Raw genomic sequence first — 13301 nt, forward strand, 5'->3', positions numbered from 1 at the left:
TTAAATGGCTCGCATTCATTTTATCAAGCACGGCCCCTTCTCTGGGACGAACGAGCATGTCCGCAAGCAACTCGTAGCCGAGTTCCCGGATCACGAACTGCGGGTTATTGATGTCAGGAAGGATTGGATCAATCGCGATCCTGTTATACGGCTCGCAGGCCGGGTGTGGGCCGCTGTGGAATTTTTCCCACTCGTGGCAAGGCGGCGGAGAACCATTGGAGATGTGTATCTGCGGACTCGACGCATGGGGCAGTACCTCAAGCAAAAAGCTCGCAAGGAAGTCGTTTCAAACAAAGATAAGCCTGCATTTACTTTTGCCACTCAGTCACTTTATGATGTGGCAGTTCCCGGTATTCCTCATTTTGTTTTCACGGATCATACCCACCTCGCAAACCTCTATTACCCTGCTTTTGACCGTGATACAATCCTTCCCGAGAAGGTGATCGCAATGGAGAAAGGCGTTTACACGCAAGCCGCACGTGTTTTGGTCATGGGATCGCATGTCAAAAGATCCCTTGAGGAACATTATCAGATTTCTCCCGGAAAAGTAGTGGTCTGCGGCGGAGGGCCGAACGTGATCGATTTTCCAGTTTTAAACAACAGCAGCTATTCCAACGGTCGGATCGCGTTTGTTGGCGTTGAATGGGAGCGCAAGGGCGGGCCAGTTTTACAGGATGCTTTTAAAAAGGTCAAAGCGTTGCATCCTGATGCCAGGCTGGACATTATTGGATGTGAGTTATCAGGTCTGCCTGAGGGAATGGTTTCGCATGGACGTCTTCCCCATGCTGGAGTCGCTGCGCTGTTGGCCCAGGCATCACTTTTTGTGTTTCCCACATTGATCGAGCCATTCGGCATTGCTCCTATTGAGGCGGCAACCATGGGGTTGCCTGTCGTTGCCACTTCTATCGGCGCATTGCCAGACATCGTGCAGGATGGAAAAACTGGGTTTCTCGTTCCTCCGCATGATTCGGACTCACTTGCGGATGCCATATGCCGCCTTCTTGCCGCTCCTGAACTTGCGGCCCGGTTAGGAACTGCTGGCAGGGAGCATGCTTTGATGAACTTCACATGGCGTGGTGCGGGCCGTATCATGGGGCGTGCCATCCGTGAAGGACTTGAACATTTACCTTCATCTCAATGACATATCTCTGCCGAATTCTTCAATTCTACGGTCAACATTTACGCCATCCTGGCCATTGGAGGTTTCTGGAGAAGCTCATCGCTCTTATCCGTCCTGTGCTGCCGGAGACTGCATTGGTCAGGGCGCAAGGCCTTCTCTGGAATTTGCACCCCCGTGACCGTGTGCAGGCAGAGCTGTTCTGGTATGGCGAGAAAGACCGTTGGGACATGTTACAGCTGAAGAAACTTCTCTCTTCAAAGTCTCCTGACCCGGTGATCCTTGATGTGGGAGCCAACTTTGGCTTTTACTCACTTGTTCTTGCCCGGCATCTGGGGCGTTCTGCCCAGGTTCATGCCTTCGAGCCTGGCAAAATTACGGCGGATTGGCTTGAGTCGAATATAAAGCTCAATCATCTCGAAAAAGTGATCACAATACATCGCCTCGCTCTTGGTGCGGAGGCGGGGCAGGCGACTCTGGGGCAACGTGGCGGTGACAGTGGGCAGGCACACTTGATGTCAAAAGCTGCCGACGGAGAATCAGTCGTGGTGGAAACAATGGATGGCTGGGTCCGTTCTCAAGCAAATCTAAGGCGCGTGGATTTCATCAAGATGGATGTAGAAGGGTATGAGCCCGAGGTATTGTTGGGCGGCACTGAAACCCTGAAGCAGCACCGCCCGCTTTTGCTGATTGAACTCAACCCAAATGCGCTTGCTAGGAATGGGCATACGGCTGCCGAGCTTGTGGGAGCCATGGAGGCGCTGGACTACAAGTTGATGGTTACCCGGCGTAAAAAGCTTGTGCCTCTTACATCCTTGCCGGCGAGCGGTGAATTTGTAAACGTGATCGGAGTTCCTCTTTAGGAAGGGGGATGCCAGAAGTGGCCTGGCATCAGGCATATCGACTTAGAATCAGCCAATGCGGTTCAGCGGTCTGTTGTTTCTACCTAGCTCCTTACGAAGGCTGGAAACCAGCGATCTCTCAGCCGCAGCACAGGCACTTCAACGAATTTTGCCACCGCAATGCCGACGAAAATACTGGCTAAAATATACAGGGCACTCAGCAGCATATGGCTCCAGGTGTTTTCCCCGAGACGATTCTTCATCGGTTCCAGCAGCCACCACTGAACCGCGAAGTGCCAGAGGTAAATAGAATAAGAATGAAAGCCGATTCGGGATAAAGCCCGAACGGAAAAGTTATTCGCAGGTAAATTCCAGCTGCAGCAGAGCCAAACCCAGACTCCAGCCGCCAGGTAAATCAAGGTGAATCCAAGGGTCAGAATCCACTGATTTCCTTCGATGGGAACCACAAAGGGCCATCCTAAGACCAGCAAACTGGCAGGCCGCAAATAGAGCGCCCAACGCTGCATTCGCGTTTGAATATGCTGGGCCCCATACACTCTGAACCAAGACAGCAAAACTCCGAAGCCGAGAGAGTCCAGCCTGAGATGGGTTGGGAACATCTGGATTCGGTGATCATACTTCACCACAAGATATGCAGTGAGAATTCGCATGGCCAGACATAACAGGCCCAGGACTATGAAGAGTTTAGGAATGTTACGAAAGGGATTTTCATCGACTTTACGATTTCGCAGCAGGATAGCAGTGAGAAGGGCAAGCCCAAGGTAAAAATGTTCTTCCACAGCAAGCGACCAAGTATGCGGCCACAATCCAGGCCAGTAGTTTTGAACAAATAAAATTTCAGCCGCGAATTTCTGAGAATCCCAAGTTCCCTTGGAGACCCATCTAAAAGAAACTGTCACAATCAGCAGCAGCCACAACGGTGGGTAGATTTTGAATCCACGCCTGATCAGGAATCTGCCAACACTCACGCTGCCCTGGCGCTTCCATTCCTGGAAAAGCAATCCTGACACAAGATATCCGCTCAGCACAAAAAAAAGGTCCACCCCGATCCATCCGCCGCAGCGTGCCAAATTCACAAGATCGCTCCACCAAACCGCTCCACCTGACGGACAGGGCTCCATGTGCCTTAGCAGCACCAAAATGACGGCCACCGCCCTTATCAAATCGAGCCCTTCATTCCGTTTGTTCATGGCCATTCTTTGCCTTCCCTCAGCTTTGTGTCCATACATAAGTATGATTACTTAATGAAAAGCGGCTGCCTGTCACCAGGCAGCCGCTCATCAAGGACCGAACCTAAGGGTTAGCCCAAAACTTCGACATTAGGCAGGGTGATGCCGGCGTTGAAGGTGTTGTTGCGTGTCGCTCCGACTGGAGCCGATGGGTCCTTGATGAGGACCGAATCGCTACCCAATCCTCCGTCAATGGTAACGGCACCATTGAAGATGTTCCCCGCGTTTGCATTGTTGGGGTAGGATCCCGCAAAGAGGGAATCATCCCCGTCTCCGAGGTTGATGTTCACTGCGCCACCGAATGTGGACACACCTGCGATGCTCGCTGAGTTGTCAATCAGGACAATGTCGCTGCCTGCTCCAGTGGAGATGGTGACGGCTCCAGTCATTGAGACGCTCTGCAGATCAACGATAGAGCTTCCAGAACCCATGGAGATGCCCGATGTGCCCAGGACGGATGATTGATAAACACGCACCACATCAGCGGTAAGACGACGCGTCAGTGCTGATGTGGCTGTAAAGTTTCCATGAATGGTCGCGCCATTCACGCCTAGAGCGTTGCCACCGTTGCCCATGCTCACATTGACAAAGGTGCCGATGTCCACGGCTGTGCCGCCGTTTTCAAAGTTGCCAATTTCAACGATGTCAAGGCCTGTGCCACCAGTGTATTGGAGTGAACTGGTCACCGTCGTTGTGGTGGACCAGAGATCCAGCTCATTGTCTCCATTGCCTACTGTGACACTGAGACTGCCAAGGTTTGCGACAGCGCCCTGCAGGCTGATCCAGTTGCTGTCTGCGCCACCTGTGTAGGTGAATGCTCCGGTTACAGTCAGATTGCTGCTGTTTACCAGGATGCTGTTGTCACCTGCATCCAAGCTGAACGTGGCCGAACCCGTGACCTGGAAGGTGTTGTTGATGGCCACTGTGTCGGTGCCTGTTCCTGCGTTGACAATCAAGTTCCCGCCAAGAACGACGCCTTGATTGAAGGTAAGCGTGTTGCTACCCGCGCCCAGATTGAAAGTCGTCGCATTCGCCTGGAGGCTGTTGCTGAAGGTGATGGTATCGTTGCCCGTGCCAACAGCACCCGAGCCGTAGGTGAAGGCTCCTGAGGAGACGATCGAGCCCGTGGTGTTCACCGTGTTGGTGCCAGCTTTGAGGTCGATGTTGACCGAACTGCTGCTTAGCATGCCCAAGGTGAGAGTATCGGTGTCGCTTCCAGAGGTTACGGCAAGCCCTCCAGTCAGGCTGAAGCCAGTGGCTCCTGGCAGGCCGCCTACGGTGATCGTTCCGCTGCCGTTTGTGTTGGTGACAGTCAAGCCTCCAGCAATGGTTGCAGAATTGGCCGCTGTTACCTTGAGGGATTGCGCTTGTCCTGCGGATCCTGTGTTGGTAACGGTGATCGCTCCGCTGTTGATAGTGCCTGCGGCGATGTTGACTGTATTGCTGCCTGCACCAGTCGTCACATTAAGGGCTCCATTGACTGTGAGCGCTGTGCTGGTAAGCGCGAAGTTGTCAGTGCCATTGGTGCCGTTGTAGGTCAGCGCGCCTGATGTGAAGGCGGTGCCAGCAACGGTGGCGGAGTTCGTGCCATCTCCCAAGTCGATCGAGACTGCACCGCTGGAGACAAAGGAGGCGCCGGCTCCGATGCTGACGGTATCCTGTCCGGATCCACCAGTGATGCTGTTTGTGCCGGTGCCAAGCGCAAAGCTGCCGCTGTTAAAGCCTACGGAGTTCGTCCCAGCTCCGAGATTGAGTGCAAATCCATTGTTGGCTGTGGTGGTGAAGGATGTGCCGTTGAACTGCAGCGTGTCATTGCCAGCCCCAGGAGTCACTGCCGAACCGTAGGTGAAGGCACTGGTGCTCAGCGCTCCTGTTGCTGTAAGGGTGTTGTTGCCTGCTCCGAGGAGGGTATTGAGTGCTCCTACGGTGGTAAGGCTCTTCAGTGTCAGTGTATCGTTATCAGCACCAGTGGTGATGTTAAGTGTGCTGGCGAGGTTCAAACTGGTTGTTCCTCCCACGGAAAGAGTTGTGGCGCCATTGCTGCTCGTGATGGCAACAGCTCCGCTCACGGTGCCCGTTGCAGCTGTGAGGTTGATGTTTTGTGCTTGTCCGGCCGTGCCTGTGTTTGTGATTGTGACTGAGGCCAGGTTCATGTTCCCCGTCACCGCCATGTTCACAGTGTTGGCACCTGTGCCTGTGGTGATGTTGACAGCGCCGCTCATTGTGGCGTTGGTGCCAGTCAGGCCAAAGGTATCGTTTCCGGTTCCGCCAGTGTAGGTTAGTCCTGTGACGGTGAAGCCATCAGAGGCAATCTGGGTGCTGTTCGTTCCGTCACCTAGGCTCAATGTGGCTGCTCCACCAGCAGTGAGGGCCGCATTAACAGCCAGAGTATCGCTGCCTGAACCGCCGTTGACCGTGAGGGCCGAGGCAAGTGTGGTTGCGCCTTGAAGGGTCAGGCTGTTAGTGCCATTGCCCAGATTGAAGGTGGCGAAACCTGCATTGAACGTTTGGTTGAAGGTGATGCTGTCGTTGCCAGTGCCCGTCCCGGGCGCCGCCCCCGTGCCGTAAGTGAAGTTGCCAGTGCTCACGGCGCCATTTGCCACAACAGTGTTGTTTCCAGTACCCATGAGGATATTGGCAGCGCCTTGAGCGGCAATGCTTTTCAACGTCAGTGTGTCATTGTCTGTTCCTGTGGTGATGCTCAGCCCGCCGGTGACATCGAAGCTGGATGTGCCTCCCAGAGAGATGGCTGTGGCGCCATTGGTACTGGTAACGGAAACGGCTCCACCCACAGTGCCTGCATTGGCAGTCAAAGTGATATTCTGAGCCTGACCAGCTGTGCCTGTGTTGGTAACAGTCACTGCGCCTGAGGACAAGGTCCCAGTCACTGCCATGTTTACTGTGTTAGCCCCTGTGCCCGTGGTAATATTGACAGCGCCTGCCATGGTAGCGTTGGTGCCTGTCATGCCGAAGTTGTCAGTGCCTGTGCCTCCGGTGTAGGTGAAAGCTCCTGTGATGTTTGATGTGGCTGACGAAATTTGAGCACTGTTAGTCCCGTCTCCGAGATTAATGCTCATGGCTCCGCCCACTGTGTAGCTGGTAGCCCCTAGCGAAACAGTGTCCTGCCCGCTTCCGCCGACAAAGGACACATTGCCCGCAAGATTAACACTTCCTGAGTTCATGGTCACCTGATTGGTGCCATTGCCCAAATTCAAGGTCAGACTGTTAGAGACAGCCGCCAAGGACACTGAGCTTCCGCTAAAATTGAGTGTGTCGTTGCCCGTTGAGCCGCCCACAGGTCCCCAGGTCAACGAGTTGCCGCTCAAACTGCCTGAAGTGTGCTGCAGCGAATTGTCACCTTGACCAAGGTTCAAGGTGATGTCTCCGGTCACTCCGAGGTTGCTGACATTGAGCGATTCATTCCCGGCACCGCCTGTCACCGACAGCAGTCCGCCGACGGTCAAAGAGGTGCCGCTTCCCACTGTGATGGCTGCATCGCCAGCACTGTTGGTCACGTTCATGTTGCCAGTAACCGATCCTGTGGTGCCAGCGCTGATATTCAGCACCTGAGCTGCGCCTGCCTGTCCGGCGTTTGTGACAGTGAAATTTCCGCCCACAGCGCTCCCAACAGTGAAAGCTGCCGGTGTAAAGTTGAGGGTGTTTGTGCCTGCCCCCACGTCGATCGATGTATTCAGGGAAACTTTGGAAAACTCGGCGGTGACCGTGTTGGCAACCGTCATGGTGTCATCTCCCGCTCCCAGGATGAAGCTTGTCGTGCTTCCTGTATGGAAAGTGGTTCCGGTAATCTGCACACTGTCATTCCCTGTTCCTAAGTCGGCCGAAAAGTTCCCGTTGGCTGCAAAATTGTTCAGAACCAGGGTGTCATTGCCTGCTGTGTCAGTGATGGTAACATTGCTGCCGTATGTAACTCCTGAGAGAAGGAGTGTGTCATTTCCATTCCCCAAGACTGTAATCAACGAGTTGACCAAGGGGGCTGAGATGGTTTGTGTGGCGGCTGTTACACCGCCAAAGCTGAACATGGTTCCTGATCCCAGGTGGTCCTGAAAAGTCAGCTGTCCGGGGCCTGCAAGCGATATGCTGACTGCATTGTCAGAAGCGTCTCCGGTAACGCCAATTCCGCCCGTTGTGGGGTTGTATGTGATTGCCACAATACCCGCTGGAACGATTTTTTCTTCAAGGATTTCAACAAGGGGAGTTGGTTTCATAATCTGAGCTATCAACTTTGTTTCTCGAAATTGGGATTATTCTCAATGACCACAGGCAAGCAGCGCATCTAATCAGTGATTTGCACTAGGTCAATGAACTTTAAATGAACATTCAATCGAAGATAAATGAACATCAATTAAAGATTGGATGATGGTTTACGAGCGTTAATAAAAGTTATTATTATAAGGTATCGGCTTAATAATATAGCTATTAAAAAGGGCGTGCATATGCACAAAAATGTAGCCTTGGCTGCTACAGATGAGCCAGTTACAGCCAATGGCTGTGAAAAGAGCGGATGTCCCGCAAGTGGAGTGAAGTGCTTAGGATTCCTTTCCTAAGTAAATCGAAAATTTCCCAATGGTGTCGTTATTAACGATGGGCTTTCAATTTTTGCATGTTGCCGCGGATTTTGGCGGCAAATCGGCGCAAACGCAGCCACAACGATTGAGTGGTGCTGCAAATCTGATGCCAGCGTGAAAGCAGAACCGTTGCGCTGCGACGGCGTGCTATGGCTGATCGGATCTCTATCGCTTGAGCTGTGGTCGGTGCTTGTCGTGACTCTGCCATGATCGCTTCGATGCGTCCAACGGCCCTTCGGAAGACTGCCACCTCGTTGTAGTCACGGACTGCCCGGAGGTAGCCAGCTGCTGCTATTTGCTGGCGTTCTTCTTCGTGGGCCAGATAGTAGCGGCACAGTTCAATGGACTCCTCTGTGGTATCATAAGCGACTATTTCCTTGCCGATTTCGAAGATGTCTCCGAGATGGCTTCTGCAGTCGCAAATTTGCATGACGCCGTTGGCTGGCAGCGCATAAAGCCGCACGTTGATGGGGCCTGAGGAATTGTGCAGGTTGATGCCCACCTTGGTGCGCTTGTAGAGGGGAATGCGGTCCTCTTCAGCGAGGAAGCCCGCCGACCAGCCGAGTCCATGATACCTGCCCTGAGGGAAAGCTTGCGCAATTTTGTCCAGCCGCTCGCGTCTCCAAGGCATTTCACGTTCACACAAAATAGTCAGATCAACGTCGCGAGGCTCTTTTAACACCTGGTCCAGCGTCAAATTGGGGTCTGCGTCATCCCTGCGGTATCCTAGCGGGAGAAATTCAGCCCGGCGGGCGCCCCACTCGAAATAACGATCCACCTCGGAGCGGTTGCATACGAGACATAGGTCATAGGCATGCGCCACAGGCTTTGAAACCGTTTCGGAATTCTCCGGGTCATCAAAATGCTGCATCACTTTGAAGACATTGAGTTGTCGGAGGAACTCTGGGTGGAGATTTTGCCCCCCGTAGTTGTACAGGACATCGCATCCGTCGAGTGCATCCGCCAGCTCTTCGTAAAATTTCATCAGCTGGCGGTCGCCGCGCCGCCAGCAGGTGTCGAGGTAGGGCCAGTTGATCTTGGGGCCTGGGGGATTGACAGTGAAAGGGAAGGCGCGCACATCAAAACCAGCATCACGGTAGCGCTGCATGAGTATTTCCGTCGTTTGGCGGACGTCTACCGGATAGCGATAATAGTGATAGCCGAAGAGAATACGCATGTTGATAGCAGTGGTTTTCTAGCCCTGATCAAGGGAATGTCCATTTTCAATTCATTTCAAAGGCCAGAAAGTCATTCGCGGAGGATCTGCCGTTTACTTGCTCTGTTTCTGTGAATATGTGAAACACCCGAATCCTGTTACGGATGGTCTTCAACTCCTTCACTTTCGCCTTTTTTTTCCTGTTCGTTCTGGCTGTGCTTCCTTGGCTGGATACCAGACGGTCCAATCTTTTTTTGCTAGCCGCCAGTGTGCTGTTTTACGCAGCTTGGGATGTGCGTTTCCTGCTGGTGATTGCCTTTTCCACGGGATTTAATTTCGTGACAGGCCAGCGGATCGCCATGGCGACAGGTTTGCTCAAGAAGCGGTGGGTATGGTTTAACATCACCATCAATCTGGGACTGCTTGGTTTCTTCAAATACTATCAATTTTTTGCGGACAACTTGAACGCTCTGCTGGCCCCCATGGGAATATCTCAGGGGCTGCCGGCGCTTCATATCATTCTTCCGCTGGCGATTTCTTTTTACACCTTCCATTGCATTTCCTATGTCATCGACATTTACAGGGGGCAGTTGCAACCAGCTTCGAGGTTTACGGATTTTGCGCTCTATCTGATGCTTTTTCCCCATCTGGTGGCCGGGCCGATCGTGCGTGCGTCACATCTTTTGCCGCAAATTGCGGCCAGGAGCAGGCCAAGCCAGGGGGATTGGGATGCAGGAATGTTTCTGATTCTGTGGGGATTGTTCAAAAAGGTCGTTGTGGCGGACAACCTGGCCCCAAAAGCTGACCGGCTTTTCGCTTTGTCACAAGCAGGTGCGGCTGAAGTTGTGCTCGGCACTGTGGCATTTGCGTTTCAGATCTATGCTGATTTTTCTGGCTACACAGACATCGCAAGAGGGGCTGCCAGGCTGATGGGCTTCCACTTTGATCTTAACTTTAAATTTCCCTACCTGGCCACCTCCCCTTCAGATTTCTGGCAGCGCTGGCACATTTCGCTCTCCCAGTGGCTGCGGGACTACCTTTACATACCGCTTGGCGGCAACCGGTGCCGAGAATGGCGTGTCAATCTGAACTTGATGCTCACCATGCTGATAGGAGGTTTCTGGCATGGGGCCGCATGGAATTTTGTCCTGTGGGGGGGCTACCATGGGGCGTTGCTTTGTCTGCACCGGGCTTGGAGCCGGCATGTGAGTCCTAGGCTTGGGCTGGGCAAACAAGTGGGTGCATTTAAATGGAGTGCAGTTCCTGCCATACTCTTAATGTTTGGCTTCACGCTGTACGGATGGCTGCTGTTCCGGGCAAGCAGCCTGGTTCAGGTGGCATCTTTTACGCGGGCCTTGTTCGTGCCGCTTTCCTTTCCGGAGCGTGCCTTTTGCACGGAGATGGCGCGTCAGGCTTTTTATTTCATGCCAATGATGCTGGTGGAGGCGTGGATGATCCGGCGGGCCAAAACGGAGTTGGTGTTTGGTTCTCCATGGCGTAATGCCTGTTTTTATGTGGTGCTCGTTTACGCAATTTTATTTTTAGGGGCTAAAAGCGGTGAACAGTTCATCTATTTCAATTTCTAAAGCCGCTCTGATCGGGGTGGCGTGCATTGTGCTCGTCGAATCATATCTGGGCACTTTTTCTGACGATCAGTTTACGAGGATCGGCCTGCAGCGCACGGCTGAACTGGAGCAACAATCAGCTCCATTGATTGAGATTTTTGGGGACTCCGTTGCTGATGGGGGCATCAACGAAGTGCTGCTGGCCCGTGAGCTTGGCTTGAAGCAGGATGAACTGGTGAATGCCTCGATCCCGGGAACTCACGCCTACTACGCCTACTTTGTTCTCAAGCGCCAGATAGACGCGGGGCATGTGCCCAAAAATATCATTCTCGCATACAATGCCCGCTCATATGCACGCGCTCCGGGGGAAAAGTTCTTGGCGAGGTTTGCTCGGTGGCGTGAAATGCCGACGGCTGTCCGCCACGGCATACCATTTGAAGATTTGGCCCGCAGTGTGGTTGCGCGTTTTTCATTTAGCTTGCGGTATCGCGATGAATTGAATGCCATGATACGGACGAAGGAGGGGGGCGGATTTTTCGATCCACAGGTTACCCCAGCGGAGGATCGTGCTGTAAGAACTGCTAGGTTGCCGGTTCTGCGGCCGGAGCCTTCTCGCATGGCTTCTGCATCAGGTTTTAATCCTGGATTTCACGGGGGGGCATTCATTCCCGCCGCAGAGATCACGAGCTCGTTGAGAAGCTTTTTCGAGCTGACGCAAAAGCATCAGATCGAGGTGTTTTTGGTAAGCATGCCAAAGACAGAAGAGGCGAAGAGACGACACAACGAAAACGGATTTGATGCGGCGTACGAAGGTTTTATGGATAATATGGTGATGCAGGGCGGTGCTCACTGGTTGCTACGTGAACAGCTCCCTTTGGCGGCAGATTGTTTCTCGGATGCCGTCCACCTGACTCCTTGTGCAGCCTTTGATTTCAGTCTGCTTCTGGCGGAAAAAATGAAGATGTCCGGTATGCTGCAAGGAATACACGACAAACATTAAACCGAGGCAGCATTGAATGCATCAAGCCGTTTAATGCCTGAACTGGTGGCTCGTTTGTGCCGGGCCTTGAAACACCTCTTACTGCGGGAGTCTTACGCCTTGCAGGTTCAGGCTGACAGGGAATGCTGTATCGCCTACAACGCATGATGCGCTGGAGCAGTCTTTGATTTCACACCATTGATCCTGGCCTGGCTTCCAGGGGGTGATGTTTGTAAATCCGGCGGCGATCATTATATGAGTCAGATGCGCTTGGTCGAAAACGGCTTTGTGAAAGTTAAATGGATAGTCTTGGCCACCCATGAGTACATACTGAATGGCGCTAATTCGGCGACCGGACGCCTCGTAGACACGCAGGATGCTCTCAAAGTCTGGCACGGCAATGCGTAGCAGTCCCCCTGGTTTAAGGATTCGAGCCCACTCTTTCAGAGCGCGGTTCACTTCTTCAATGTCAAGATGCTCCAGGCAATGGCAGACATAAATCATATCAACGGATGCGTTCCCGAACATCGGCAGAGGATAGACCGGTGAAAGGTGATGCACATGAGGAAAGCCAATCGCATCCACGTTGATAAAGCCCTTCTGGTCCACCGGACCGCATCCTAGGTGTAGGCGGACTTGACCGTCAGAGCTGGCAGGATAGGGACGCTTGCCCAAGACTCGTCTGAGCCGCCAGCGCAGATTGGTGATGATTACGCGTTCCTGGCCTCGCCAGGCATCTCGCAAGGATCGTGGCATTAATAAGATGGCGGCCCGGCGGAGAAGTTTCATTGTAGTGACTCGACGTTTTTTGTGAAAAATTGCCTGCGGCAGCTCACCTGGCAGGCCATGAACTCATTCAAGGACAAAGCTGCTTATGCAAGATCGGGTGGTTCTTTTCGCATCAATGCGGAGTGTTGCAACCTTTTCACTTTTTATCTGAGCAAAAGAGCGCAAGAAATCATTCTGCTCGACATGTGGCGGGACACGGATAAATGCTTGGGTGAATGACTGAAAACTTCGGCATCAAACGCGGCTACTGTTCCCGTCCTGCGCCTGACTATTACTCCGATACGTCTAGGCCTGGAGCTGGGGAGATTATTTGGCAGCCTGAAGTCTATGAGGTTGCGGCCCGTATGGCACGCACCCTTGGGCGCAGGCACATCCTGGACATTGGATGCGGTTCTGGGGAAAAGCTCGCCGCGCTTTATCCCGAATTCCAAATCATCGGAGTCGATTTCGGGGGAAATCTGGAGCATTGCCGTGAAAAGTATCCTTTCGGCCAATGGCTTGTTGCAGACTTCGAGAAGGCTGAAAACTTGCCGCTTGATGAAGTGATCTTGAAAGACTGCGTCGTCATTTGCTCAGACGTGATCGAACACCTGGTGGATCCGCGCTCCTTGCTGCGTCTGATTGCCTGTCTTCTCAAGCATGCTCCTCTGGCACTGATTTCCACTCCTGAGCGCAACTTGAAAGAAAAAGGCTGGCTGGACAACGGACCACCGCTCAATCCTCACCACGTTCGGGAATGGAGCTTGAATGAACTGAGTTCTTTTGCGGAGTCCATGGGGTTGAGTCTCGCATACGCAGGGCTGACCATTACCAACAATTTGCGCTGGCAGCGTTCAACCATTCTGCTGGGGGCCAAGGGGGCAACCTGGCCTGCAACCAATGCTGCTCAAAACTGTTTTCCTCCCAGCGTGAGCCCTGCCCTTTACTGGTTCCGGGTGGCGAGGAAGGCCTTTGGTGAGTGGCGAGCTTCGTTGCGCTCAGGTTTGAAGTCCTCCAGCTCCGCGGGTGCCGCATAAT

9 protein-coding genes are annotated in these 13301 nt (G+C 53.2%); 5 read left to right on the forward strand and 4 right to left on the reverse strand.

Going from position 1 to position 13301, the window contains the following annotated elements; genetic code table 11:
* The first annotated feature begins 4 nt into the window (after nucleotides 1–4).
* Both ACZ5WW_RS21030 and ACZ5WW_RS21035 read left to right on the forward strand, forming a co-directional pair.
* Complete coding sequence (locus tag ACZ5WW_RS21030) at nucleotides 5–1141, forward strand: glycosyltransferase family 4 protein (protein WP_377162543.1); 1137 nt, start codon at nucleotides 5–7, stop codon at nucleotides 1139–1141.
* The gene (locus tag ACZ5WW_RS21035) at nucleotides 1138–1980 is read left to right on the forward strand and encodes an FkbM family methyltransferase (protein ID WP_377162545.1); all 843 of its coding nucleotides are present in this window, start codon (nucleotides 1138–1140) and stop codon (nucleotides 1978–1980) included. The genes ACZ5WW_RS21030 and ACZ5WW_RS21035 overlap by 4 nt, the downstream gene beginning before the upstream one ends.
* Before the next feature lie 83 nt (nucleotides 1981–2063).
* Here ACZ5WW_RS21035 and ACZ5WW_RS21040 read toward each other — a convergent pair whose 3' ends face one another.
* The 3 genes from ACZ5WW_RS21040 to ACZ5WW_RS21050 all read right to left on the reverse strand — a co-directional run bounded on the left by ACZ5WW_RS21040 (nucleotide 2064) and on the right by ACZ5WW_RS21050 (nucleotide 8972).
* Nucleotides 2064–3170, reverse strand: coding sequence for an acyltransferase family protein (locus ACZ5WW_RS21040; protein WP_377162547.1), 1107 nt, complete (start codon nucleotides 3168–3170; stop codon nucleotides 2064–2066).
* A gap of 110 nt (nucleotides 3171–3280) precedes the next feature.
* The gene (locus ACZ5WW_RS21045; RefSeq protein WP_377162549.1) at nucleotides 3281–7435 is read right to left on the reverse strand and encodes a beta strand repeat-containing protein; all 4155 of its coding nucleotides are present in this window, start codon (nucleotides 7433–7435) and stop codon (nucleotides 3281–3283) included.
* Nucleotides 7436–7805: 370 nt separating this feature from the next.
* Nucleotides 7806–8972 (reverse strand): glycosyltransferase family protein, encoded by a 1167-nt coding sequence (locus ACZ5WW_RS21050; protein ID WP_377162551.1) that lies wholly within the window; start codon nucleotides 8970–8972, stop codon nucleotides 7806–7808.
* Nucleotides 8973–9115: 143 nt separating this feature from the next.
* On the opposite strand from ACZ5WW_RS21050, the gene ACZ5WW_RS21055 reads away from it, so the two are divergent.
* Nucleotides 9116–10537, forward strand: a complete 1422-nt coding sequence (locus tag ACZ5WW_RS21055; RefSeq protein ID WP_377162553.1) for an MBOAT family O-acyltransferase — start codon at nucleotides 9116–9118, stop codon at nucleotides 10535–10537.
* Nucleotides 10509–11516, forward strand: coding sequence for a hypothetical protein (locus tag ACZ5WW_RS21060; protein WP_377162555.1), 1008 nt, complete (start codon nucleotides 10509–10511; stop codon nucleotides 11514–11516). The genes ACZ5WW_RS21055 and ACZ5WW_RS21060 overlap by 29 nt, the downstream gene beginning before the upstream one ends.
* Nucleotides 11517–11594: 78 nt before the next feature.
* Here ACZ5WW_RS21060 and ACZ5WW_RS21065 read toward each other — a convergent pair whose 3' ends face one another.
* On the reverse strand, nucleotides 11595–12284 hold the full coding sequence (locus ACZ5WW_RS21065; RefSeq protein ID WP_377162557.1) for a class I SAM-dependent methyltransferase: 690 nt from the start codon (nucleotides 12282–12284) through the stop codon (nucleotides 11595–11597).
* Between the two features lie 215 nt (nucleotides 12285–12499).
* On the opposite strand from ACZ5WW_RS21065, the gene ACZ5WW_RS21070 reads away from it, so the two are divergent.
* Nucleotides 12500–13300: a class I SAM-dependent methyltransferase gene (locus ACZ5WW_RS21070; RefSeq protein ID WP_377162559.1), complete on the forward strand. Its 801-nt coding sequence runs from the start codon at nucleotides 12500–12502 to the stop codon at nucleotides 13298–13300.
* The last annotated feature ends 1 nt before the right edge of the window (nucleotide 13301 follow it).

This window comes from Prosthecobacter fluviatilis, assembly GCF_055388355.1.